Annotated in this window: 26 protein-coding genes; 17 read left to right on the top strand and 9 right to left on the bottom strand. The window is 62.2% G+C overall.

Features of this window, described 5'->3' with window-relative positions; genetic code table 11:
• Nucleotides 1–35 precede the first annotated feature (35 nt).
• Both NKH57_RS11595 and NKH57_RS11590 read right to left on the bottom strand, forming a co-directional pair.
• Nucleotides 36–1,322, bottom strand: a complete 1,287-nt coding sequence (locus tag NKH57_RS11595) for a dihydroorotase (protein ID WP_352944299.1) — start codon at nt 1,320–1,322, stop codon at nt 36–38.
• Entirely contained in the window at nt 1,319–2,299 is a 981-nt protein-coding gene (locus tag NKH57_RS11590) for an aspartate carbamoyltransferase catalytic subunit (RefSeq protein ID WP_352944297.1), read from the bottom strand. Before NKH57_RS11590 ends, NKH57_RS11595 begins: the two co-directional genes overlap by 4 nt.
• A 212-nt stretch (nt 2,300–2,511) precedes the next feature.
• On the opposite strand from NKH57_RS11590, the gene NKH57_RS11585 reads away from it, so the two are divergent.
• The 3 genes from NKH57_RS11585 to NKH57_RS11575 all read left to right on the top strand — a co-directional run bounded on the left by NKH57_RS11585 (nt 2,512) and on the right by NKH57_RS11575 (nt 5,222).
• A complete protein-coding gene (locus NKH57_RS11585; RefSeq protein ID WP_352944295.1) occupies nt 2,512–4,140 on the top strand; it encodes a DNA alkylation response protein in 1,629 nt (542 codons plus the stop codon).
• A 183-nt stretch (nt 4,141–4,323) separates the two neighbouring features.
• Entirely contained in the window at nt 4,324–4,881 is a 558-nt protein-coding gene (locus NKH57_RS11580; RefSeq protein ID WP_352944293.1) for a hypothetical protein, read from the top strand.
• Nucleotides 4,881–5,222, top strand: a complete 342-nt coding sequence (locus NKH57_RS11575; RefSeq protein ID WP_352944291.1) for a DUF6105 family protein — start codon at nt 4,881–4,883, stop codon at nt 5,220–5,222. The genes NKH57_RS11580 and NKH57_RS11575 overlap by 1 nt, the downstream gene beginning before the upstream one ends.
• On the opposite strand, the gene ruvX is transcribed toward NKH57_RS11575, so the two are convergent.
• Nucleotides 5,140–5,646: a Holliday junction resolvase RuvX gene (gene ruvX / locus NKH57_RS11570; RefSeq protein ID WP_023759276.1), complete on the bottom strand. Its 507-nt coding sequence runs from the start codon at nt 5,644–5,646 to the stop codon at nt 5,140–5,142. The two genes, NKH57_RS11575 and ruvX, sit on opposite strands and share 83 nt — an antisense overlap.
• 122 nt (nt 5,647–5,768) lie before the next feature.
• Between ruvX and NKH57_RS11565 the strand changes: the two genes are divergently transcribed.
• From NKH57_RS11565 to NKH57_RS11540, 6 genes are all read left to right on the top strand, one after another.
• A complete protein-coding gene (locus NKH57_RS11565; RefSeq protein WP_023759275.1) occupies nt 5,769–6,476 on the top strand; it encodes a metal-dependent hydrolase in 708 nt (235 codons plus the stop codon).
• Nucleotides 6,477–6,527: 51 nt separating this feature from the next.
• Nucleotides 6,528–6,914 carry a hypothetical protein gene (locus NKH57_RS11560; RefSeq protein ID WP_352944362.1) on the top strand — a complete coding sequence of 129 codons (387 nt, stop codon included), beginning with the start codon at nt 6,528–6,530 and terminating at the stop codon, nt 6,912–6,914.
• Nucleotides 6,915–7,044: 130 nt separating this feature from the next.
• Nucleotides 7,045–7,332 carry an Asp-tRNA(Asn)/Glu-tRNA(Gln) amidotransferase subunit GatC gene (gene gatC / locus NKH57_RS11555; protein WP_023759273.1) on the top strand — a complete coding sequence of 96 codons (288 nt, stop codon included), beginning with the start codon at nt 7,045–7,047 and terminating at the stop codon, nt 7,330–7,332.
• A gap of 7 nt (nt 7,333–7,339) precedes the next feature.
• Nucleotides 7,340–7,795 (top strand): GNAT family N-acetyltransferase, encoded by a 456-nt coding sequence (locus NKH57_RS11550; protein ID WP_352606210.1) that lies wholly within the window; start codon nt 7,340–7,342, stop codon nt 7,793–7,795.
• Nucleotides 7,795–9,360 carry an amidase gene (locus NKH57_RS11545; protein WP_352831873.1) on the top strand — a complete coding sequence of 522 codons (1,566 nt, stop codon included), beginning with the start codon at nt 7,795–7,797 and terminating at the stop codon, nt 9,358–9,360. Before NKH57_RS11550 ends, NKH57_RS11545 begins: the two co-directional genes overlap by 1 nt.
• A gap of 29 nt (nt 9,361–9,389) precedes the next feature.
• Nucleotides 9,390–10,181 (top strand): YdcF family protein, encoded by a 792-nt coding sequence (locus tag NKH57_RS11540; RefSeq protein ID WP_352944287.1) that lies wholly within the window; start codon nt 9,390–9,392, stop codon nt 10,179–10,181.
• Here NKH57_RS11540 and NKH57_RS11535 read toward each other — a convergent pair.
• Nucleotides 10,136–10,873, bottom strand: a complete 738-nt coding sequence (locus tag NKH57_RS11535) for a DUF599 domain-containing protein (protein WP_352606216.1) — start codon at nt 10,871–10,873, stop codon at nt 10,136–10,138. The genes NKH57_RS11540 and NKH57_RS11535 overlap by 46 nt on opposite strands.
• 434 nt (nt 10,874–11,307) lie before the next feature.
• Between NKH57_RS11535 and NKH57_RS11530 the strand changes: the two genes are divergently transcribed.
• The 4 genes from NKH57_RS11530 to NKH57_RS11515 all read left to right on the top strand — a co-directional run bounded on the left by NKH57_RS11530 (nt 11,308) and on the right by NKH57_RS11515 (nt 14,739).
• Nucleotides 11,308–12,711: an L-serine ammonia-lyase gene (locus tag NKH57_RS11530; protein ID WP_352606218.1), complete on the top strand. Its 1,404-nt coding sequence runs from the start codon at nt 11,308–11,310 to the stop codon at nt 12,709–12,711.
• Nucleotides 12,712–12,788: 77 nt separating this feature from the next.
• On the top strand, nt 12,789–13,226 hold the full coding sequence (locus NKH57_RS11525; RefSeq protein ID WP_352606220.1) for a DUF1489 family protein: 438 nt from the start codon (nt 12,789–12,791) through the stop codon (nt 13,224–13,226).
• Nucleotides 13,227–13,309: 83 nt separating this feature from the next.
• Nucleotides 13,310–14,041: a vWA domain-containing protein gene (locus NKH57_RS11520; protein ID WP_352606222.1), complete on the top strand. Its 732-nt coding sequence runs from the start codon at nt 13,310–13,312 to the stop codon at nt 14,039–14,041.
• Complete coding sequence (locus NKH57_RS11515) at nt 14,041–14,739, top strand: DnaJ domain-containing protein (RefSeq protein ID WP_352944284.1); 699 nt, start codon at nt 14,041–14,043, stop codon at nt 14,737–14,739. The genes NKH57_RS11520 and NKH57_RS11515 overlap by 1 nt, the downstream gene beginning before the upstream one ends.
• Before the next feature lie 46 nt (nt 14,740–14,785).
• On the opposite strand, the gene NKH57_RS11510 is transcribed toward NKH57_RS11515, so the two are convergent.
• On the bottom strand, nt 14,786–16,210 hold the full coding sequence (locus NKH57_RS11510) for an SPOR domain-containing protein (protein ID WP_352944282.1): 1,425 nt from the start codon (nt 16,208–16,210) through the stop codon (nt 14,786–14,788).
• Between the two features lie 283 nt (nt 16,211–16,493).
• On the opposite strand from NKH57_RS11510, the gene NKH57_RS11505 reads away from it, so the two are divergent.
• From NKH57_RS11505 to clpA, 3 genes are all read left to right on the top strand, one after another.
• Nucleotides 16,494–16,823 (top strand): phasin family protein, encoded by a 330-nt coding sequence (locus NKH57_RS11505; protein WP_023759263.1) that lies wholly within the window; start codon nt 16,494–16,496, stop codon nt 16,821–16,823.
• Nucleotides 16,824–17,121: 298 nt separating this feature from the next.
• On the top strand, nt 17,122–17,451 hold the full coding sequence (gene clpS / locus NKH57_RS11500; protein ID WP_010909565.1) for an ATP-dependent Clp protease adapter ClpS: 330 nt from the start codon (nt 17,122–17,124) through the stop codon (nt 17,449–17,451).
• A gap of 6 nt (nt 17,452–17,457) precedes the next feature.
• Nucleotides 17,458–19,926, top strand: a complete 2,469-nt coding sequence (gene clpA / locus NKH57_RS11495) for an ATP-dependent Clp protease ATP-binding subunit ClpA (RefSeq protein WP_352944280.1) — start codon at nt 17,458–17,460, stop codon at nt 19,924–19,926.
• Nucleotides 19,927–20,137: 211 nt separating this feature from the next.
• Here the strand turns inward: clpA and NKH57_RS11490 are convergent, their stop codons facing one another.
• The 4 genes from NKH57_RS11490 to NKH57_RS11475 all read right to left on the bottom strand — a co-directional run bounded on the left by NKH57_RS11490 (nt 20,138) and on the right by NKH57_RS11475 (nt 23,134).
• Nucleotides 20,138–20,569, bottom strand: a complete 432-nt coding sequence (locus NKH57_RS11490; protein ID WP_352944278.1) for an HIT family protein — start codon at nt 20,567–20,569, stop codon at nt 20,138–20,140.
• A 92-nt stretch (nt 20,570–20,661) separates the two neighbouring features.
• Nucleotides 20,662–21,876: a GNAT family N-acetyltransferase gene (locus NKH57_RS11485; RefSeq protein ID WP_352944276.1), complete on the bottom strand. Its 1,215-nt coding sequence runs from the start codon at nt 21,874–21,876 to the stop codon at nt 20,662–20,664.
• Between the two features lie 35 nt (nt 21,877–21,911).
• The gene (locus tag NKH57_RS11480) at nt 21,912–22,655 is read right to left on the bottom strand and encodes a glycerophosphodiester phosphodiesterase (RefSeq protein ID WP_352831888.1); all 744 of its coding nucleotides are present in this window, start codon (nt 22,653–22,655) and stop codon (nt 21,912–21,914) included.
• 14 nt (nt 22,656–22,669) lie between these two features.
• Nucleotides 22,670–23,134 carry a RidA family protein gene (locus NKH57_RS11475; protein WP_352606234.1) on the bottom strand — a complete coding sequence of 155 codons (465 nt, stop codon included), beginning with the start codon at nt 23,132–23,134 and terminating at the stop codon, nt 22,670–22,672.
• Nucleotides 23,135–23,272: 138 nt separating this feature from the next.
• On the opposite strand from NKH57_RS11475, the gene NKH57_RS11470 reads away from it, so the two are divergent.
• On the top strand, nt 23,273–24,100 hold the full coding sequence (locus NKH57_RS11470) for a cell envelope integrity EipB family protein (protein ID WP_352944274.1): 828 nt from the start codon (nt 23,273–23,275) through the stop codon (nt 24,098–24,100).
• Nucleotides 24,101–24,145 lie beyond the last annotated feature (45 nt).

Raw genomic sequence — 24,145 nt, 5'->3', positions numbered from 1 at the left:
CCCAAGCTGGCCGGATCAGGCGCGCGGTGGCCGGCTCAGACGGAAAACACTGTGCGGCCCGCCACCAGCGTTTGCAAGACCTTGCCTTGCAGCCGCGCGCCTTCGAAACAGGTGTTTTTCGAGCGCGAACGAATGCCGCTCTCGCTGACGATCCAGGGTTCGTCGAGATCGACAAGCGCAAGATCGGCGACAGCGCCCGGCTTCAGCGTGCCGCCGGGCAGTCCGAACAATCTCGCCGGGGCGGTGGACAAGGTTTCGACCAGCCTCAGCAACGGCACGTCGCCATTGTGGTAGAGCCGCAATGCCGCGCCCAACAGGGTTTCGAGCCCGATGGCACCGGCCGCCGCATCGGCGAAGGGCAGGCGTTTGGTGTCGACATCCTGAGGATCATGTGAGGAGACGATGATGTCGATCGTGCCGTCCCTGACTGCCTCGATCATAGCCAGCCGGTCTTCCTCGGCGCGCAAGGGCGGCGTCAGGCGAAAGAAGGTGCGGTATTCGCCGACGTCGTTTTCATTCAGCGACAGATTGTGGATCGCGACGCCTGATGTCACGGCAGCACCGTCGGCTTTCGCACGCGTCACGGCGTTTGCCGCCATCGCCGTCGAGATCTTTGCCGCGTGATAGGAGCCGCGCGTCAGCCGCGCAAGGGCAAGATCACGTTCCAGCGGGATGGATTCGGCTTCACGCGGAATGCCGGAGAGGCCGAGCCAGCTGGCGTAGAGGCCTTCATTCATCACGCCGGACGAGCCGAGGTCGGCGTCCTGCGTCTCATGCACGATGGTGGCGCCGAAGTCGCGTGCATAGGTCAGCGCTCGGCGCATCATCAGCGCGCTCGATATGGTGTGGCGGCCATCGGTGAAGGCGACGGCGCCGGCTTCGCGCAGCAGGCCGAACTCCGTCATTTCGCGCCCGTCGAGGCCCTTGGTGATTGCCGCCGCCGGAAAGACGTTGACGCTTGCCGTCTCCTTGGCGGTGCGCAGCACGAACTCGACCAGCGCCACATTGTCGATCACCGGATCGGTGTCGGGCATCATGACGATAGAGGTGACGCCGCCGGCTGCCGCCGCGACACTTGCCGACGCAATGGTCTCGCGATGCTCGCCGCCTGGTTCGCCGATGAAGACGCGGCCGTCGATCAGGCCTGGAATGATCGCCTTGCTGGCGCAGTCGACGACGATAGCGCCCTCGGGCGTGCCCTGGTTCAGCGCCGCCTTGCCGGCGGCAACGATTTTGCGGCCATCGACTATGACGGTGCCGACTTCGTCCATACCGCGCGAGGGGTCGACGATGCGGGCGCGCTCAAAGACCGTTGTGCTCATGCGACACGGCCCTCTTGATTGCGACCCTCCTGATTGCGACGGGGGTCGAGCAGGGCTTCCATGACGGCCATGCGTACGGCAACGCCCATCTCGACCTGTTCCTGGATGACGCTCTGCGGACCGTCGGCGATTTCCGAGGCGATCTCGACGCCGCGGTTCATCGGACCGGGGTGCATCACCAGCGCGTCGTCCTTGGCAGCCTTCAACTTCTCGGCATCGAGGCCGAAATAGCGGAAATATTCACGCACCGAAGGCACGAAGGAGCCCTCCATGCGCTCGCGCTGCAAGCGCAGCATCATCACCACGTCGGCGCCCTTGAGGCCCTCGGCCATCGAGCGGGTGACGATCACGCCCATCTTCTCGATGCCCGACGGCAGCAGCGTAGACGGTGCGACGACGCGCACCTGCGCGCCAAGCGCGTTGAGCAGCATGATGTTCGAGCGCGCCACGCGCGAGTGCAGGATATCGCCGCAGATCGCCACGATCAGCTTCGACAGCGGGCCTTTGGCGCGGCGGATGGTCAGTGCGTCGAGCAGTGCCTGTGTCGGGTGCTCATGCGCGCCGTCGCCGGCATTGACGACGGAGCAACCGACCTTCTGCGCCAGAAGGGCTGCAGCGCCGGCCGATTGGTGGCGGATGATCAGGATGTCGGGGCGCATGGCGTTCAACGTCATCGCCGTGTCGATCAGCGTCTCGCCCTTCTTCACCGAGGAGCTCGCCACCGACATGTTCATGACATCGGCGCCCAGCCGCTTTCCGGCCAGTTCGAACGACGACTGCGTACGCGTCGACGCTTCATAGAACAGGTTGATCTGGGTGCGGCCGCGCAGCGTCGAGGTTTTTTTCTCGGACTGCCGCGAGATCGCGACCGCGCGGTCCGCACGGTCGAGCAATAGCTCTATGTCGGCGGGGGAAAGATCGCGGATGCCCAGAAGATGGCGGTGAGGGTAGGGTGGCAGGGACGAGGCGTCGGTCATCTCAAGGCGCTGCTATAGGGTGGAGATTTTGCGGCTGCAAGCGCCAGCTTTGGATTGGAGCCGTTCTCCTCAATTTTTTCGTGTAGATGGCCGATTAAATCGGCCGGTATTTTCATCGCGCGCGCCGCATGGCTTGGGCTATATCTAGCCGACGGCTTCGGATTCGTGGCTTTCTGACGAGAAGGGCCTTTCTGCCGATAGAAGGATTGGGCGTGACCGACGACGTGACGAACCAGCCGCCGCCGCTGACGGGCGGCAACGCCTGGCGGGGCGATCCGTTGCTGATCCAGCTCGCGGAACGTTTTTCCGATCCGGTGCGCAAGGATCTCGACGGGCTCGGCCGGTTCGTGCTGACGCAAGAGGCGCAGGAACTGGCCCGGCTCGCCAATGTCGAGACGCCGAAGCTCAGGACGCATGATCGCCAGGGACGGCGCATCGATGTGGTCGAGTTCCATCCCGCCTACCACGCCTTGATGCGCCGCTCGGTGGCCAACGGGCTGCATTCCTCGGTCTGGGAAAACGGCGACGCCGAGATCGGCCGCCGCCATCAGGTCCGTGCCGCCCGGGTCTATCTGACGGCGGAGCTCGAGACCGGGCATCTCTGCCCCATCACCATGACCAACGCCTCGCTGGCGGCTTTGATGGCCAGCCCAAAACTGTTTCGCGAATGGGCGCCGCGTGTGACGACGCGCAAATACGACCACAGCCAAAAGCCGCCGGTCGAGAAGACCGGGCTGACACTCGGCATGGGCATGACCGAGAAACAGGGCGGCACCGATGTGCGCGCCAATGTGACAAGGGCGGAACGTGCCGGCAGCGGGTTTTATCGCCTGACCGGACACAAATGGTTCATGTCGGCGCCGATGTCCGACGCGTTCCTGGTGCTGGCGCAGGCGCCGGAGGGATTGTCGTGCTTTCTGGTGCCGCGCGTTCTCGGTGACGGGTCGGGCAACGGCTTCCGTTTTCAGCGGCTGAAGGACAAGCTCGGCAACCGTTCCAACGCGTCCTCCGAAGTGGAATTCGTCAACGCCATAGGCGAGATGGTCGGCGAACCGGGTGCCGGCGTGAAGACGATCATGGACATGGTCACCCTGACCCGGCTGGATTGTGCCATCGCGTCCTCGGCGATCATGCGTGCGGGCCTCGCCGAGGCCGTTCATCACGCGCGCCACCGACAGGTGTTCGGCTCGACACTGATCGAGCAACCCTTGATGCAGCGCGTGCTGGCCGATATGGCGCTCGACGTGGCAGCAGCCACCGCGCTGTCGTTCCGACTGGCGAGGTCCTTCGACGAGGCGGCGAGCGATCGCGGTGAAGCGGCCTTTGCCCGCGCCATGACGCCCGTCGTCAAATACTGGGTCTGCAAGATCGCGCCGCCGCTGCTCTACGAGGCGATGGAGTGTCTCGGCGGCAATGGCTATGTCGAGGAGGCGCCGCTCGCCCGCTATTATCGCGAAGCCCCGGTCAACGCGATCTGGGAAGGCTCGGGCAATGTCATGGCGCTCGACGTGCTGCGCGTGCTTGGCCGCGCGCCTGGCCTGTTCGAGGACGTGCTGGCCGGCATCGACCGCGACCTCGGCACTGGCGGACGCGGCACGATCGGCGTGCTGAAGGCGGCGATGCAGGTTGCGTCAACCGATGAGGGCTCGGCCCGTCTGCTTACCGAACAACTGGCGCTGTCGGCTGCGGCAGCGGAGTTGCGCCGTCTCGGGGCAGGGCGGATCGCAGATGCTTTCGTCGAGACGCGTTTGGCCGGCCAATGGCGCAATACCTATGGCATGCTCGATTCGCGCCACGATGCGCGCATGATCATCGATACCCTCTATCCACCGGTGAATTGAGCGGCGAACCTCGCAAGAACCGGCGTTTGATGCGTCGGCGGGCATTCCCATGCGCATGGCTAATCGCCGTTAACCTTAACAAATGGTTTCCGTTGCGGTGTCGAGCGGCAGGGCCCACTGTCCCGGCGAAAGCAGGGAATGGTTCAACTTGGCCGGTCCTTGCTTTGCGAAGCAGGAACGCCGATGCGACACGTACTGACCTCTTTTCTGGCCTTGCACTGGGCGATCGTTTTCGCCCTGCTCGCACTCATCTGCATCGACGGAAGCCGTGGTGTGGTGACGGCTCTCGGCGTGTTGGGAGCCACAATCGAGGACAGCCGGCTCATCGACCTCGACAAATTTGTCGTCGTGGCGCCGCTCGCGACCGCATTGCTCGTCGTGGCGGTGCTGTTCTTCTGGGCCTTTGTCGAAACCCTGATCAACGACGCTACCAGCCAGGGCGTCGACAGCGTTGCACGGATCGCCTTCATCTGCGCGTCCGGCGTGTTGTCGCTGATCGTGGTCGGTGGCGCCGCGCAAGGCATCAAAGGGCTGTTCATGGTTGTCGCCGTGCAGTTGGCCGCACTTCAGGCGTCTTATGTCGCCATGCTTGCCGAGCGGCGGTCCGCGGTTGCGGCAGTTGCTTCGGGCGAGGGCGAGGTTCGCGCCGTCGCGCATGGCATGGCAAAGGCCGCGGCCCACAATTCGCTGCTTTCACTCATATCGGGCCGAACAGGCTCTAATTCCGGGGGAGACCGCTGATGCGTTACATCTTCGCATTCTGGGCGGCCCCCATGGCGATTTTCTGGGGCTGGTTCTATCTGTCGGCCAATGACATCAATTTTGGCTACACGATGCTCAGCCGACAGATGCACGACTTCTTCTTCCAGCTCTATGGTCAGATGCTCGGCATCGATCCGGTGACCATCCCCGACATGGTGGCAAAGGCCTGCGTCTTCGACGGGTTTCTGCTGATAGCGCTGTGGGCGTTCCGCCGCCGTCGCGAGATCACAGGCTGGGTCAGCCGGCGTTGGGCAGGTCCGGGTCCGTTCGACCGGATGCGTGGAGCGATTGAAGCCGGTCCAAAACTCCCTGCAGAATAAACGCGGCTGCCGCCGAATCGATCTTGCCGGCGCGTTTGCGGCGCGAGAAGTCCATCTCGATCAGCGTTCTTTCGGCCGCGACCGTCGATAGCCTTTCATCCCAGAGCACGAAGGGCAGGTCGCTGATCTGCGCCATGTTGCGAACGAAGGCACGCGATTTCTGCGCGCGCGGCCCTTCTGAACCGTCCATGTTGATCGGCAGCCCGATCACCACCGCGCCGGCGTTCTCCTTTTGCAGCAAGGCGAGCAGCACCGCCGCATCGAGCGAGAATTTCCTTCGCATGATGACTGGTCGCGGATGGGCGAAGGAAAACCCCTGGTCCGACACCGCGACGCCAATCGTCTTATCGCCGAGGTCGATCCCGGCCAGCGTCTTGCCTCCGGTTAACCGCGCCGGCAATTCCTCGATCGTGATAATGCCCACCGGCGTCCTTCACCTTCACCGCTATGTGTTCTCTCAAACGCACAACGGACACTGTAACCCTTTGATCTCCGGTCTATCGGCGTTCTATCCTTTGGCAAGCCAAAAATCGAGGAGTGCGTTCCATGAAACTGACCTGGTATGGCCACTCGGCCTTTCGCATTGAAACCGCTGACGCCAAGATCCTCATCGATCCCTACCTGATCGGCAATCCGTCCTGGACGGGCGGCTGGGAAGGGCCCGCCGAGGGCGTCACGCATGTGCTGCTGACGCATGGACACAGCGACCACATCAGCGGTGCGTTGGAAGTGCTTGGCAAAAGCGGCGCCCAATTGGTCGCGAATTTCGAGATCTGCATGTACCTGGTCGGCAAGGGCGTCAGCGACAAGAAGATCAATCCCGGCAACATCGGCGGCACCGTCGATTGCGGCAGCTTCACCACCACGTTCGTCCAGGCGCTGCATTCCTCCTCGTTTGGCGAAGAGGGTGGCAAGAACGTCTATCTCGGCAATCCCGGTGGCCTCGTCCTGCACTTCCCGGAGGACAAAACGCTGTACCACATGGGCGACACCGACATCTTCTCGGACATGGCGCTGATCAACGAATTGCACGAGCCGAAGATCGGCATCGTGCCGATCGGTGATCGCTTCACCATGGGTGGCGCGGTGGCGGCACTTGCCTGCCGCCGCTTCTTCAAGTTCGAGACCGTGGTTCCCTGTCACTTCGGCACATTTCCGATGATCGATCCGACCGCCGATAAGTTCGAGGCCGGCCTGGAAGGATCCGGTGTGACGGTGGCATTGCCTGACATCGGCGAGACGATTACGATTTAGAAGTAGCCAAGGCGGAATAAACCGGTGTTGGGGCGATCTCTTTACGTGTCCATGTTTGTCGCGGCGTCGCCCGCGCTCGCCGCGGATGATTTCATCGAGGGCGTCTACCTTCAATCCGAGGAGCTTTGCAAACAGGCCAAAAAGGACACGCTGCAAACGCTTGTCGAGGCGGGGAACATCGTGCTTTCGGCGCGCGGCCTGCAAGGGGTCGAATACAATTGCGAGTTTATGCAGATCAGCAAGGCGACGGCCTCGCCAAGCTGGGCGGTGACGGCAATCTGCCAGGAGCCGGGCTATGTCTTTCCGGATGTCCTCTCGGTGACGCAAATCAACTCGAAGCAGGTCGATCTCGTGTCGGTTCGGCCCACCGATAGCGAAAGCGAGGCAAGCGGCAACAGCGGCAGCTACTATCTGTGCGAGGGCGTTGCCCTGCCGTAGACAGCACCTTGCCCTTGGACCGATGGCCGAGAGCCGGGCCGCCACCACGGTCCGGTCTGCCGCATGATGCATGTTGCGCACCGCGCGCGGCGCCGCTATAGCCCGAACTGGTTTTCCCCGAGGCAAAAACATGTCCGTCGATCTGCAAACAGTGAAGCGCGTCGCGCATCTCGCCCGCATCGCGGTGAATGAAGAAGATGCCGAGCGCATGACTGGCGAGCTGAACGCCATCCTCGGCTTCGTCGAGCAGCTGAACGAGGTCGATGTTTCCGGCGTCGAGCCGATGACCTCGGTGACCCCGATGGAGATGAAGAAGCGCCAGGACGTTGTCACCGACGGCAGCAAGGCGACCGATATTGTCGCCAACGCGCCGGCGACCGACGAGAATTTCTTCCTCGTTCCGAAGGTCGTGGAGTAGCGGGCCGATGGCAATCGAGATCGCCATCGAGACGCCGCTGCAGGACGACGTGCGCGGCCTGGTCCAGGAACTCAACGAAACCTTGCTCGAATTGACGCCGCCGGAGCACTGCTACCACCTGACGGTCGAGCAGATGGCCGGCGACGACACGACCGTTTTCATCGCCCGCGAGGATGGTCTCGCTGTTGGCTGCGGCGCGCTGAAGCGCCATGACGGCGCCATCGGCGAGGTCAAGCGCATGTTCACGCGGCCTTCGCATCGCGGCCGCAAGATCGGCGCCAGGATCGTCGAGCGGGTCGAGGCGCTGGCGCGCAATGAGGGACTGACGCGCCTGGTGCTGGAGACGGGCGATCGCCATCCCGCCGCGTGGACCGTCTACGAACGTGCCGGGTTTTCGCGCTGCGGCCCGGTACTGGATTATCCCGATTCCAAGTGGTCGGTTTTTTACGAAAAGAGCCTTTGATGAGCGACCTGACCCAGCTGACGATTTCGCAAGCCCGCGCCAAGCTGCGCGGCAAGGAGATCACCGCGACCGAGATCACCGAGGCCTATCTGTCGGCCATCGATCGCGCCAATCCGGCCCTCAATGCCTACGTCGCGGTGACCGGCGACAAGGCGCGCGACATGGCCAAGGCCTCCGACGCAAAACTGGCGAAGGGCGAGGGCGGTGCGCTGGAAGGCATCCCGCTCGGCATCAAGGACCTGTTCGGCACCGAAGGCGTCCATACCCAGGCCTGCAGCCATGTGCTCGACGGTTTCAAGCCGCGCTATGAATCGACCGTCACCGCCAATCTGTGGGCCGACGGCGCGGTCATGCTGGGCAAGCTCAACATGGACGAATTCGCCATGGGCTCGTCCAACGAGACGTCATATTACGGGCCGGTCATCAACCCGTGGCGGCGCTCGCGCCTCGACACTGTGGTGATGCCGACGACGCATCAGGGCGACGGCGGCTTCGTCTCGGCCGGCGGCACAAGGACCGCGCGCAGCCTGGACAATGCGCAGCTGGTGCCGGGCGGTTCTTCCGGCGGCTCGGCGACCGCGGTCTCGGCCTTCCTGTGCGCCGGCGCCACGGCGACGGATACTGGCGGCTCGATCCGCCAGCCGGCCGCCTTCACCGGCACCGTCGGCATCAAGCCGACCTATGGCCGCTGCTCGCGCTGGGGCATCGTCGCCTTCGCCTCGTCGCTCGACCAAGCCGGACCGATCGCCCGCGACGTGCGCGACGCCGCGATCCTGTTGAAGTCGATGGCGTCCGTCGATCCGAAGGACACGACATCGGTCGACCGGCCCGTCCCAGACTATGAGGCGGTGATCGGCAAGCCGATCAAGGGCATGAAGGTCGGCATTCCCCGGGAATACCGCGTCGATGGCATGCCCGAAGAGATCGAGGCGCTGTGGCAAAAGGGCATTGCCTGGCTGAAGGAGGCCGGCGCAGAGATCGTCGATATTTCCCTGCCGCACACCAAATACGCGCTGCCGGCCTACTATATCGTGGCCCCCGCCGAGGCTTCGTCCAACCTCGCCCGCTATGATGGCGTCCGCTACGGGTTGCGCGTGCCGGGCAAGGATATCGTCGACATGTATGAGAAGACCCGCGCCGCCGGCTTCGGCCGCGAGGTCAAGCGCCGCATCATGATCGGCACCTATGTGCTGTCGGCCGGCTACTACGATGCCTACTATCTGCAGGCGCAGAAGGTGCGCAATCTGATCAAGCGCGACTTCGAGACCGTCTTCGCCGCCGGCGTCGATGTCATCCTGACTCCGGCAACGCCGTCCGCGGCCTTCGGCATCGCCGATGAGGACATGGCTGCCGATCCGGTCAAGATGTATCTCAACGACATTTTTACGGTCACGGTGAACATGGCCGGCTTGCCGGGCATTGCCGTGCCCGCCGGGCTCGACGCCAAGGGCCTGCCGCTCGGGCTGCAACTGATCGGCCGGCCGTTCGACGAGGAAACCCTGTTCCAGACCGCTGCCGTCATCGAGCAGGCGGCCGGCACATTTCAGCCGGAAAAGTGGTGGTAAGCATGCCGCTCGTCCGAGAGCGATGAGCGATGTTCTTCTATTTTTCCAAGATATTCTGGTTTTTCATCCAACCGCTCAATTTGGCGATCTTCCTGCTGCTGGCGGGATTGCTCGCGGCGATGATCGGCCGGCGGCGGCTGGCGGTCACCGGCTGCGTGCTGGCATTTCTGATCCTTGCGCTGTCAGCCTGGACGTCGCTTGGCGCCATGATGCTCAACCCACTGGAAGAGCGCTTTGCGCGCCCGAAGCTGCCGGAAAAGGTCGACGGCATCGTCGTGCTCGGCGGCGGTTTTGAAGGCTCCATCAATCTAGTGCGCGGCGGCTACGAGCTTAACAGCAGCGGCGATCGGATGGTCGAGGCCGCGATTCTGGCCCGGCGCTTCCCCACTGCCAAGGTGATCGTCTCGGGCGACACCGGCGAGTTGTTTCCCGACGGCGAGGGCGACGCCGCCACCGCGCCTCGTCTGTTCACCGCGCTGGGTGTGACGGCCGATCGCCTCATCCTGGAGAACAAATCCCGCAACACCTATGAGAATGCCGTCTTCAGCAAGGAATTGGTGACGCCGAAGCCCGGCGAGACCTGGCTGCTGGTGACCTCTGCCTTCCATATGCCGCGCGCCAAGGCGCTTTTCGACAAGGCCGGCTTTGCGACCGTTCCCTGGCCGGTCGACTATCGCACCTCGGGGCGGGAAGGCATCGGCCTGTTCCGCGACAATCCAGCCGATTCGTTGCAGGCTACCACCGTGGCGATCCGCGAATGGATCGGGTTGATCGCCTACTGGCTGTCGGGGCGGATCGATCGACCCTTTCCTGGCGGCTGACCGATAACCGCTTGCCTGGCCGCCGAGAAGAACTGGCGCCGCACCAGGACGGCCAGCAGCAACAGCGTCGACAACACGAAAACCATGGGGTCGACGAACCAGCCGAGATAGCCGATCGAGAAGAACACACCGCGCAGGCCGGCGTTGAAATGTTTTCCGGCGAGCATATTCATCTGTGTCGCGCGCCAGACCGCCGTTTCGGTAACCGGATTGCGCGAGGCTTCGCCATGCGGGATCGGCACGGCGCCGATCAGGATCGTGCAGTAGTTGAACAGCCGATAAGCCCAGCCGAATTTAAAGAACGAAAACGCCAGGATCAGCACCAGTCCGAACACCTTTATCTGGAAGGCCGCGCGTGACGGAGCGCCGCCCAGGGGCAGATCGCTGAGCACTTCAAGAACCCGGTCGGACGCGCCCAGCAAGGCAAAGCAGCCGCCGATCGCGATCAGTGAACTGGACGCGAAGAAGGCGGTGCCTTGCTGCAGACCGCTCATGATGGCGGTGTCGACGATGCGGATCTCGCGCTCGGCCATTGTCCGCATCCAGGCTTGCCGCTGTGCATTCATCGCCGTGGTCAGCGACACCCGGCTGGTCAGCTTGCCGTCGGAGGCAAGCGTGTGCAGCAGCCACGCGACGAGGAAGAAGGCCAGCGCAGCGAGATCGGCTGTCGAAAGATCGATAGAATCGCCCATGGGCTGAAGCTAGCACACTCGGTGCGGTCGCTTCGATGTCCGCAACCAGCGATCTAGGACTTCGAATCCAGGTGAACAAAAGACCTGACGACGGCCAGTTCGGCGGTGTCGGCAGCTTTTGTGCCGGTAGCTTTTCATGATAGGAATTTTTTCTTGATTTCGTGACCTCAGCTATGGTACATATTCATCCATGGTGCTGATTTGCGCCAGTGACCCGCCGTACCGGCGGGTTTTTCGTTTGATGCTCCGTCAGCCTACGCGCCGGCGATGGCTGCGAAGGAACCCGTTAACGCGGCCTTGACCAGCGATCGGCATCAATGTCGCTGCCGGAGCAAACAAGGTCGGCGGGTGCGGCGCCGCGATTTCCAAAAGAGCGGAAACATCTGGGAATTCCTATATGTAGTCCTCGACCTGACTCCAGGAGACAACGCCGCGTGTTCCTTTCGGTTTTCGACCTGTTCAAGATCGGCATCGGACCCTCGAGTTCTCATACGATGGGGCCGATGACCGCTGCGGCGCGCTTTCTCGATGAGGTCGCGGGAAATGACTGGCCGCGCCCGGCGGGCGTGAAGGTCGATCGGCTTGGCGCCAGCCTGCACGGATCACTCGCCTATACCGGCATTGGCCATGGCTCGGATCGCGCCGTCGTGCTCGGCCTTGCCGGCCTGACGCCACAGACGGTCGATCCCGACCAGGCCGATGGCATTGCCGGCCGCATCGCCGCCGAAAAGCGCATCTCGCCGCCCGGCCATCCCTCCTATCGCTTCGATCCGGCAACCGATCTGGTGCTGGACCGCAAAACTCCGCTCACCGGACACGCCAACGGCATGGCGTTCTACGCCTATGATTCAGGCGGCCGCCTGCTGCTCAAGCGCATCTACTATTCGATCGGCGGCGGCTTCGTGGTTTCGGAAGAAGAACTGCAGCGGATGAAGGCCAAGGGCTCGGTGACATCAGAAGGCAAGAAGGTGCCTTATCCGTTCAAGAACGCGGTCGAGATGCTGGCCATGGCCGGCAAAAGCGGCCTTTCCATCGCTGACATGAAGCGCGTCAACGAGGAGACGCAGATGTCGCGCGAGGAGCTCGATGCCGGCCTTGACGACATCTGGAGCGCCATGAAGGGCTGCATCGACCGTGGCCTGTCGCAGGACGGCATCATGCCGGGCGGATTGAAGGTGCGCCGCCGCGCGCGCATGCTGCATGACAAGCTGCAGGAGCAGTGGCAGCAGAACAGGCCCAACCCGCTGCTCGCCAATGACTGGCTGTCGATCTACGCCATGGCTGTCAATGAGGAGAATGCCGCCGGCGGTCGCGTCGTCACCGCGCCGACCAACGGTGCTGCCGGCACGCTGCCGGCGGTGCTGCGCTACTGGCTGCATTTCCATCCCGAGGCCGACCAGCCTAGCATCCGCGACTTCCTTCTCACGGCAGCCGCGGTTGGCGGCATCATCAAGACCAACGCCTCGATCTCGGGCGCCGAGGTCGGCTGTCAGGGCGAGGTGGGGTCAGCGTCGGCGATGGCGGCGGCAGGCCTGTGCGCCGTGATGGGCGGCACGCCTGAGCAGGTCGAAAACGCCGCCGAGATAGCGCTCGAACATCATCTCGGCATGACCTGCGATCCCGTCGGCGGGCTGGTGCAAGTGCCGTGTATCGAGCGCAATGCGCTGGGCGCCGTCAAGGCGGTGACGGCCGCGTCGCTGGCCATCAAGGGCGACGGCATCCATTTCGTACCGCTCGATGCGGCGATCGAGACCATGCGCCAGACCGGCCTCGACATGAACGAGAAGTACAAGGAAACCAGCCTTGGCGGGCTCGCCGTCAACGTCGTGGAATGCTGAGGGCTGGCCTAAACTGCTACTGTGGAGAAGTCGGTCATGCCGTTGACGCGTCCCCGCGGCGGATTAAACTTTAAGCCATGTCTCTCAATCTGATAAAACTGTGTGTAGGCTGCGACAGCGTTGAGGATCTCGAAGAGTGGATCGCCTTCCGTCTCGACGAACGGCGGCGCGCCGGTGAGCCGGTCGAGCAATATCACACCACCCGTATGATGCCGACGCGCGGTGCCGAAGTTACCGATGGCGGTTCGCTCTACTGGGTGATCAAGGGCAATGTGCAATGCCGCCAGCTGATCACCGAGATCCGGCCATTCACGGACGGTGAGGGCATCGGCCGTTGCCACCTGATTCTCGACCCCGAAGTTATTCGAACCGACTGGCAGCCGCGGCGGGCCTTTCAGGGCTGGCGCTATCTGAAGCCGGCGGACGCGCCGGCCGATCTCGGCCAGGGCAAGGCGGGGCTGATCGAGATGCCGCCGAAACTCAGGCGCGAGCTTGCCGATCTTGGTCTGCTCTGACCCCAGAGAATTCAAGCCTCTGGCCCTCAATGTTGCCTTGGGAAGGGCTTGCAAGCGGTGGCACAGCGCCACATCTTGTTTCCATGAACGACAAGAAGCAGCCCGTGCCCGCAAGGGCCAATCCTGCGCCGGTCAAACCTCAATCCAATGCCGGCGAGATCGAAGCCTTTCTTCGGCAGGCAAGGACGCTGGCTGCCTCGGCGAAGGGGTCGGGCGGGCTGATCCTTTCGCTCGACGCGACGATGAGCCGCCAGCCGACCTGGGATCTGGCGTGTGAGCTGCAGGGCCAGATGTTCGATGCCGTCGGCAAGGCCGGAATCCTCAGTGTCCAACTGGTCTATTTTCGCGGCCTGGGCGAGTGCCGTTCGTCCGCTTTCGTGACCGATACCAGTGCCTTGAAGCAGTTGATGACGCGTATCCAATGCCGCAGCGGCCACACCCAGATCGGCAAGGTGCTGACGCACGCGCTGAAACAGACCGCTACGGCCAAGGTCAATGCGCTGGTCTATATCGGCGATGCCATGGAAGAAAACATCGACGATCTGGCCGAAAAGGCTGGCAGCCTCGGCCTGCACGGCGTGCCTGTCTTCGTTTTCCAGGAAGGTCATGATTCCGGCGCAGAAAAAGCGTTTAAGGAAATCGCCCGGTTGTCCAAAGGGGCTTGGTTCCGATTTGATAGGCGGGCTGCCGCGACTCTAGCCGAACTGCTTTCGGCGGTTGCGGTGTTTGCAACCGGCGGGCTGGCGGCGCTCGAGGCCAGAGGCCGGCCGGAGGACCGGCTGATGATCGAGCATCTGCGGGGCAGCGGGAACTGATGGGCGCGGTTATCTTATTCGTTGCATTGCTTCTGGTGCTTCTCGGCGCGGTGACCAACTTTCTGCGCGCCGATCCGGGAAAACTGGCAAGCGGAATGCGCACGCTCGGGCCGGTTCTCCTGGCGCTGGTCGGCGTCACTTTGCTTGTGGTCGGGCGCGAAGGCATCGCCGGCATCATACTGGCCGCGGCAATTGCCTGGTACGGTTCTGTGCGGATGAAACACCAGACGGCCAGACCGGTGCAGGGCAAGCGTTCGACGGTGCGTACCGCCGCATTGGAAATGGAGCTTGATCACGCTACTGGCGGCCTGGAGGGCCTCGTGCTGGCCGGCCGCCATGAAGGCAAGATGCTTGGTGCGATGGGATTGGCCGAATTGCAGCAGCTCTACCGGGAACTCTCCGGCGACCCGGAAAGCCGACAGCTGCTAGAGACGTATCTTGACGGCAGATTTCCCGTCTGGCGCAAAAACACTGATGCGGACGGTGGCGAAGGGTTGGGTGTTGCGCCAGGTTCGGGCGCCATGACTAAGGAGGAGGCCTACAAGGTCCTTGGTCTTGAAGCGGGGGCCGCCGCGGCGGATGTCCGCAAAGCGCACCGCCGCCTGATGCAGCGCCTCCACCCCGATATCGGCGGCACGTCTTTCCTGGCGGCGCGGATTAACGAAGCCAAGGACGTCTTGCTCTCCAACCACAACTAGTCTCCTTCGACGCAGAAATTTTCCGGGAGATGGCTTCCACGCCGTCCTACTGCTGGACGGCGTAGCACTCGATGTTCTTCTTCTTCAGAGCGGTACAGGTCTTCCAGGCGGCGGTCTTCGAACCAAAGCCACCAAAGCGGGCGCGGTAATAGGTGACCCCGTCCTTGTCGAAGGCGACGGTGAAGCCGGACGCGTCGGCCAACACGTTGGGTGCCTTCTTGGCGGCCTTGTCGAGGAAAGCCTGGGCTTCAGACTGTTTCGGCGACGAGGCGACCTGAATGGCCCAGCCCGACGGCACCGACGCCGTGCTGACCGGATCGACAGGCGCAGCCGGCGTCGGCTCGGCAGCCGGCTCGGCGTAAGCAGCGACGACCTGGGCAGTGGCAATTTGAGGGGCCGAGACGATGACGGTCTTGACCTTCCTGGTCTTGATGGCCGGGGCTGCCTCTTCGGCCTGCGCGGTGTCGTCTTCCGCGACGGTGGCGTCCTCGGCAACCGTGGCATCATCTTGTGCCACCATCGGCTTGTCGTCCGGGGTCGGCGCGTCATGCTTGGGCAGGAGGACCTTGGCAAGCGCAGTGACTGGGTTGTTGCCGCTGGCCTTGGCAACCAGATCGCCGCCGCCTCGGGTAGAGGCCCTCGGCAAGTAGGTGTTGATCAACATCGCCATCTGGTTATCGCGGCTGCCGCCGGAGGTGCCGCCCATGACCACGCCGACGAGGCGGCGATTGCCGTCGGAAACCGACGAGACGAGATTGAAGCCGGAGGCGCGGGTGTAGCCCGTCTTGATGCCGTCGACACCCTTGATGCGTCCGAGCAGGCGGTTGTGGCCGTTGATGCGCTGGCGCCCGTAGAGAAAGGAACGCTGCGAGAAGTAACCGTAGTACTGCGGGAAATGCTCCCTCAGCGCGATGCCGAGCGTCGCCATGTCGCGCGCGGTGGTGAACTGGCCGGGGTCGGGCAGGCCATTAGCGTTGCGGAAGACGGTGCCGTTCATGCCCAGCGCCCGTGCCTTGGCGGTCATCATGCGGGCAAAAGTGGGTTCATTGCCGCCGAGCATTTCACCTAGCGCGGTGGCCGAGTCGTTCGCTGACTTGGTGACAATCGACAGGATCGCGGTCTCGACCGTGACAGAACCGCCCGGCTTAACCCCGAGTTTCGTCGGTGCCTCGGCGGATGCATGGGCCGAAAACACGACTGGCGAGTTCCTGCTGATCTTCCCCTTCGCCAGTGCTTCGAAGGTCAGATAGAGCGTCATCATCTTGGTCAGCGATGCCGGATAGCGCCTGCCGTCGGCGTCCGCCGAATACAGCACCTTGCCGGTCTTGGCGTCGATGACGATGGCCGCCGACCTCGCCGCCAGCGACGAGGCAACGTCGCCGCAAACGAATGCCATCGCCATCGCGATGATCATGATCGTTTTGAGAGGGGAGGTGGATTTGGAAACGATGCCCAACAACGCCTTACGCACTGGTACTTCCCTTGGATTCTTCGTTGCGCTGGAGGCGGCAAAGGGTCTTGCCTCGCTTCCGGCCAAGCTACCGGGGCAGCGTTACCAATCCGTTTATGGTAACCGCCGCGTTCACCATTTTCTTCGAGCTTGAAGCTCTCTTTATTCGATTTTTAGCCATTGGCTGCGCAGGCGGGTTCGCGCGCCGGTGGAATATTGACTTTTGTGCGGCGCACAATATATTAAGGTGCACTGCACAAGGGCGCCCCGAAGAAGGACGCCTCAACCGTCAAGGGAATTAGAAATGACCCAGACCTATGAGGATTTCAGCAAATACGGCAAAGAGTTTGCCGACACCGGATTGAAGAGCTTCGCGTCGCTCTCCAAGGGCGCCCAGGCGATCGCCACCGAGGCTGGCGAATACACCAAGAAGAGTTTTGAGTCAGGCAGCGCTACTATAGAGAAGCTGTTTTCGGCCAAGTCGCTGGAAAAGGCGATCGAGATCCAGTCGGATTATGCCAAGCAGTCCTACGAGGCGTTCGTCGCCGAGGCCACCAAGATTGGCGACCTTTATGCCGAACTCGCCAAGGAAGCTTACAAGCCCTTCGAATCGATCGTTGCCAAGGCGAAGTAATTTTCGCCCGGGCGAATTAACTTCGTCCAGACACGACCCTGAGTTGGCCCTTTGGGGCCCGTAAAAAACCCGGCAGCGGAAACGTGGCCGGGTTTTTCATGTCAACTGCCGATCAAAGGCCTCGCGCCCCTTCACGATTGCGAAAATCGTCCAAGTTTGGTCACCTAGCCATATTGTCAGCTAAACAGAAGGGCTTAAAATCGTCCATCGAACACCTACATGTCGAGTTCGCATGGGGATTCGAAAGAGGCAGGAATACGTGACGATCGGTTTGACTGCCACGAGATGCGTGGTGCGGATGCAAAACGGCGGCGGCGACGGCAATGAGGCCGGCCGCGGGACGGCCGTCATCACGCGCACGAAAACCAAAACCAAGAAGCCCAGCCTTTATCGGGTCCTCATCCTCAACGACGACTACACGCCCATGGAGTTCGTGGTTCACGTGCTGGAGCGTTTTTTCCAGAAGGACCGCGAAGCCGCCACACGCATCATGCTTCATGTTCACAATCATGGAGTGGGCGAGTGCGGGGTCTATACATTCGAGGTGGCCGAGACCAAAGTGTCCCAGGTCATGGATTTCGCCCGACAGAATCAGCATCCGCTGCAATGCGTGATGGAGAAGAAGTGAGGTAACATGCCGGCTTTCTCCCAAGGCCTGGAAAAGGCGCTTCACCAAGCGCTGACGCTCGCCAATGAGCGGCACCATGAATACGCAACCCTTGAACATCTGTTGCTCGCGCTCATCGACGACACCGAAGCGGCTGCCGTCATGCGCGCCTGCAATGTCGATCTCGATGAGCTCAAGCATACGGTTCTCACCTATATCGACACCGAACTCGACAATCTCGTCACCGGCTACGACGAGGACTCCAAGCCGACGGCCGGTTTCCAGCGCGTCATACAGCGCGCGGTGATCCATGTGCAGTCATCGGGCCGCGAGGAAGTGTCGGGCGCCAATGTGCTCGTCGCCATCTTCGCCGAACGCGAGAGCCATGCCGCCTATTTCCTGCAAGAACAGCAGATGACCCGCTACGACGCGGTCAACTACATCTCGCACGGCATTGCCAAGCGTCCGGGCGCGTCGGAAACACGCTCGCCGCGCGGCGCCGAAGACGAGCAGGGCGGCCAGAACGGCACCGAGCCGCAGGAGGAAGGCGGCAAGAAGAAGCAGCAACAGGACGCGCTGACCGCTTATTGCATCAACCTCAACAACAAGGCCAAGGCCGGCAAGATCGACCCGCTGATCGGCCGCGAGTCCGAGATCAACCGCACCATCCAGGTGCTGTGCCGCCGCTCCAAGAACAACCCGCTCTATGTCGGCGATCCCGGCGTCGGCAAGACGGCGATAGCCGAGGGCCTGGCCAAGCGCATCGTCGAGGGTGACGTTCCCGAAGTGCTGCACAACGCCACCATCTTTGCGCTCGACATGGGCACGTTGCTGGCAGGCACGCGCTATCGCGGTGACTTCGAGGAACGGCTGAAGCAGGTCGTCAAGGAGCTCGAGGACTACCCAGGTGCTGTGCTGTTCATCGACGAGATCCACACGGTGATCGGGGCAGGGGCCACATCAGGCGGCGCCATGGACGCGTCGAACCTGTTGAAGCCGGCCTTGTCGTCGGGTGCGATCCGCTGCATCGGTTCGACCACCTACAAGGAATTCCGCCAGTTCTTCGAGAAGGACCGCGCCCTGGTGCGACGCTTCCAGAAGATCGACGTCAACGAGCCGACTATCGAGGACGCCATCGCGATCATGAAGGGCCTGAAGCCCTACTACGAGGAATTCCACAAGGTGAAGTTCACCAACGAGGCGATCAAGGCCTCGGTGGAGCTGTCGGCGCGCTACATCAACGACCGCAAGCTGCCGGACAAGGCGATCGACGTGATCGACGAGACCGGCGCCTCGCAAATGCTGGTGCCGGAATCCAAGCGCAAGAAGACCATCGGTATCAAGGAGATCGAAGCCACGATCGCCACCATGGCGCGCATACCGCCGAAGACGGTTTCTGCCGACGACGAGAAGGTGCTGCAAGGCCTCGATATCGAGCTGAAGCGCGTCGTCTATGGCCAGGACACCGCGATCACCGCGTTGACCTCGGCCATCAAGCTGGCGCGTGCGGGCCTGCGTGAACCGGAAAAGCCAATCGGTTCCTACCTGTTCTCCGGCCCGACCGGCGTCGGCAAGACCGAAGTGGCCAAGCAGTTGGCCGCCTCTCTCGGCGTCGAGCTGATCCGCTTCGACATGTCGGAGTACATGGAACGTCACACCGTATCGCGGCTGATCGGCGCGCCTCCCGGCTATGTCGGCTTCGACCAGGGCGGTCTTTTGACCGACGGCGTCGACCAGCATCCGCACTGCGTGCTGTTGCTGGACGAAGTCGAGAAGGCGCATCCGGACCTGTTCAACATCCTGTTGCAGGTAATGGACCACGGCAAGCTGACGGACCACAACGGCAAGCAGATCGACTTCCGCAATGTGATCCTGATCATGACCACCAATGCGGGTGCGTCGGATGCGCAGCGCGCGGCGATCGGCTTCGGCTCGACCAAGCGCGAAGGCGACGATGTCGAGGCGATCAACCGCCTGTTCACGCCGGAGTTCCGCAATCGTCTCGATGCGATCATCCCGTTCGGCTCGCTGCCGGTACCGGTTATCCATCAGGTGGTGCAGAAGTTCGTCATGCAGCTCGAGGCCCAGCTTTCCGAGCGTGGCGTCACCTTCGACCTGTCGCCGGATGCGATCGCCTGGCTCGCCGACAAGGGTTATGACGAGCGCATGGGAGCGCGGCCGCTCGGCCGGGTGATCCAGGAGCACATCAAGAAGCCGCTGGCCGACGAGGTGCTGTTCGGCAAGCTCAAGAAGGGCGGCACGGTGCGCGTCACCGTCGAGAAGAAGGAAACCGGCGAAACCGGTCTGAAGCTCGAATCGCTCGCCGACGAGGCGCCGGTGAAGCCGAAGAAGGAAGAGCCGGAAGAAACGCCGAAGCCCAGAAAGGCCGTGGCGAAAAAGCCCGCGGCCAAGAAGCTGGTGGCTCAGAAGCCCGAAGCCAAAGGCAAGGACGGCGGCAAGCGCAGCCTCGTGCCGCAACTGCCCAGAAAGAACTGACCTTGATGAAAATGAAAAAAGCCCCGGAGACGGGGCTTTTTTCATTGGAGCGGAGCTGCTTGTCGGTGTTCGCTGCCCGGTCGAATCATCATGAAGAGGCGTGCGGCCATAGCGCTGCCGGCGGCTGGAGCAAGGCATCGCACGGCCGAGTGCGATCGAGCGATTGGCTCAGCCCGACTAAAACTGTTCCAGTTTGTCGGCGATTGCGGCGTCAGCCTTGCAGCGCTGCTCGTATCTTTTCTGCGTTTTCGGCCAACACCTCCGGCTTTTCCATCGCGCCCGTGTGTGGCTTCAGCGGGATGCCGTCGAAGCGCGGGATGACATGCACATGGAGATGATAAACGGTCTGGCCCGAGGCCGGCTCATTGAACTGCATGACGGTGACGCCGTCGGCGCCGAAGGCCTTTTTCACCGCCTGCGCCACTTTCTGAACGACCGCGAAGAGCGGACCGAAAATTGACGGATCGGCGTCGAGCAGGTTGCGCGACGGCACCTTTGGCACCACAAGCGTATGGCCAGGCCCCTGCGGCATCACATCCATGAAAGCTATGAACGCATCATCCTGGTAGACGCGGTGCGAGGGTATTTCGCCGCGCAGGATCTTCGCGAAGATGTTGTCGGTGTCATAGGCGGTTTCAGCCATGGCAAATGCTCCCGATTGTGACTGTGGTGTAGCGAAGCGGTCGAAAATCGGCAAGACGATCGTCGATCCTGCCCCTCCGGGCAGCCGGGTCGCTACTCCTCCAAATCCTTGCGGAACGGGGTATGCTCTTCGAGATATTCGCTCATCCGCTCCACCTCATGGCGTTCGCGCCTGAGATAGTCGGCAACGGCGTTGCGCAGGCCGGGATGGGCGATGTAGTGCGCGGAATGCATGGTCACCGGCCGGTAGCCGCGCGCCAGCTTGTGCTCGCCTTGCGCGCCTGCCTCGACCACTTTCAGCTTGCGCTCGATGGCGAAGTCGATCGCCTGATGGTAGCAGACCTCGAAATGCAGGAAGGGATGATCCTCGATGCAGCCCCAGTTGCGGCCATAGAGTGCATCGGAGCCGATGAAATTGATGGCGCCGGCAATGTAGCGCCCGTCGCGCCTGGCCATTACCAGCAGGATGTCGTCGGCCATGCGCTCGCCGATCAGCGAGAAGAACTGCCGGTTGAGATAGGGGCGGCCCCATTTGCGGCTGCCGGTGTCCATGTAGAAGGCGTAAAAATCGTCCCAGGCCTTCTCGGTGATATCCTTGCCGGTCAGCCGGTCGATCGAAATGCCATCTGCAAGCGCCTCGCGCCTTTCCTTCTTCATCGCCTTTCGCTTGCGCGAGGCAAGGGTGGCGAGGAAATCGTCGTAGGTTGAAAAGCCTTCATTGAAGAAATGGAATTGCTGGTCGGTGCGGTGCAGGAAACCTGCCGCTTCCAGCACCTTCACGTCGCTCTCTTGCGCGAAGGTGACATGCGCGGAAGAGACGCCGAGTTTTTGCGTGACCGCTTTCAGACCCGCCGCGAGACCGGCCTTCACCGTGGCGCTGTCCTCGCCCTTGCTGACCAGCAGGCGAGGGCCAGTGACCGGCGTGAACGGCACAGCACTTTGCAGTTTGGGATAGTAACGGCCGCCGGCCCGCTCGAAGGCATCCGACCAGCCATGATCGAAGACATATTCGCCCTGGCTGTGCGACTTGAGATAGCAGGGAACCGCACCGAGCAACGTGCCTTGCCCATCCTCCAGCCTGAGATGGTGGCCCTGCCAACCGGTGCGCCGCACGGCGCAGCCGGACTCCTCAAGCGCGCTCAGGAAAGCGAATGAAACGAGTGGGTTGTAGCCGTCTTCTGCGTCGCCGCGCGTGGTCCCACCGAGGCTGTTCCATTCATCGCAGGTGAAAGCGCCGATGCCCGCTGCGATGCGGATCGAATAGTCCGCATTTGCTGTTTGGCCATCGCCCTCGTCGCCTTGATCCATGAGGCTTATTTAAGCTCCGTCCGGTTCGGTACAAGTCACGTTTCAGTCCCGCAGGCGACTTTGACCAGATCGGGTTCGAACCCTTCGAATGTCATCTGGTCGGCGTATCTGAAGGTCAGGTCGACAGCCGGCTGGTCATGTACGGTCCAGGTGATGACAGGCATTTTCAGCTTTTCACGCACGAAGCTGACGAACCGGTTCGGCAGGTCACCAGCGGCATAGGAGGTGAAGGCGATCTCGTGCGCAAGCATGGCGAAATGCGCTTCGATCAACCTGACGTCGTTGCCGTAGGCGGTGAGTCCCCCCGGGATACCCGGCGCGTCCTTCGGGAAATCGCGGATCAGCCAGTGGTCGAACGACATGATCGCGGCTTTGCCCTTGTAGCGCTTGAGCATCTTGCCGACGCTTGCCACCAAGCCTTCGTCATAGCCTGGCACGCCCTTCAGTTCGACCACCAGCGGTACGCGGCCATCGATCAGGTCGAGCACTTCCTGCAGCGTCGGCACATGGTCCGCCGTGCCACCGATCTTGAGCGCCGCCAGTTCCGCCGCGCTGCGCTGCCAGACGAAGCCGTCCTGGCCGGTCAGGCGCTTGAGATCGCCATCATGGATGATGACGGGAACGCGGTCAGACGACAGGTGCACGTCGCATTCGATGGCATAGCCACGCTCGGCCGCGGCCGCAAAGGCGGAAAGCGTGTTTTCCCAGCGCTTCTTGTTCATGTCGTGAAAGCCGCGATGGGCGACGGGCCGGGCGGTCAGCCAGGATAGGTCGGTCATATCTGTCCTCTGGCTCATTCGACTTCGAAGACGGCTTCAATTTCCACTGCGGCATTAAGCGGCAGGCAGGCGGTACCGACGGCCGAGCGTGAATGCTTTCCGCGTTCGCCGAGGGCCGCAACCAGGAAATCGGAGGCGCCGTTGGCAACCAGATGCTGTTCGACAAACTCAGGTGTCGAAGCCACGAAAACGGTGATCTTCACCAGCCGGCGGATTTTCTCGAGGTCGCCGAGCGCTGCCTTGGCCTGCGCCAGGATGTTGATCGCGCAGTGCTTTGCCGCGTCCTTGCCGCCTGCCGTGTCGACATCGCGGCCAAGCAGTCCGCTCGCCTGCAGCTTGCCATCCTTGAGCGGCAACTGCCCGGCGGTGAACAGCAAATTGCCGGTCCTGCAATAGGGCACGTAGTTGGCGGCGGGCGCGGCGGCGACAGGAAGCGTCACGCCCAGATCGCTTAGCCGCTTTTCGATTGTTTCACTCATGGTATTTCCCTATTGCTTGGTGACGCCGCGCTGGCCGGGCCGAAATTGCTATTTTTGCCTCGCTTCCGCCATGACTTTTTTTAAGCTGGACCATCTTTCCCTGCGGCATGCCATCAGCCGCGACGATCGGAGTACCTTATGCGCGCAGCGCGCCTTGCATTCCATGCCGTCCTGTTGTCGGGGATCTTCTCGATCGGCCCGGCCTTTGCCGCGCCGGCGCTGCAAGCCCACCGCGCCGTCTACGACCTTACCTTGAAAAAGGCGTCCGATCAGTCCGGCATCACAGGCATATCCGGTCGCATGGTCTATGAGTTCAACGGCTCTGCCTGTGAAGGCTATACGGTGAAATTCCGTTTCGTGACCCAGATCGTGACCGCCGACAACACCAGGCTGACCGACCAGCAGACAACCACTTTCGAGGACGCCGAAGGCAAGACATTCTCGTTCGTGACGAAGTCCTTCGTCGATCAGAACCTCGACAAGGAGGTCAAGGGCATCGCCACGAAAGAGACCACGGGCCTGAAGGTGGATATCGACAAGCCGGAAAAGAACAGCGTCGAGCTATCGACCACCCAGTTCCCGACCCAGCATCTGGTCGAACTGATCGGCAAGGCCGAAAAGGGCGAGAACTTCTACGAAACCAACCTGTTCGACGGATCCGAAGATGCCAACAAGGTGATGACCACCACCGTCGTCGTAGGCAAGAAAACCGATGCCGACAAGGCCGATCCGGAGGCTCCGGCACTGGCGAAGCTCGCCACCGAAAAGTACTGGCCGGTCGACATCGCCTATTTCGATGACACCGGCAAGACAGGCGAAGAGGTGCCGGAATACCGCATCAGCTTCAAACTACATGAGAACGGCATCACCCGCGATCTCACCATGGACTATGGCGACTTCTCGATGACGGGCAAGCTGGTCAACCTGTCGCTGTTCGACCAGACGAAAGCCTGCCCGGCCAAATAGTGTTTCATCTCGCCAGTTGATTAACCACGACATGCCGTGTTCTTG

Source organism: Mesorhizobium sp. M1050 (genome assembly GCF_040318715.1).
Taxonomy (GTDB): Bacteria; Pseudomonadota; Alphaproteobacteria; order Rhizobiales; family Rhizobiaceae; genus Mesorhizobium.
This window is presented reverse-complemented; position numbering and strand designations above follow the sequence as displayed.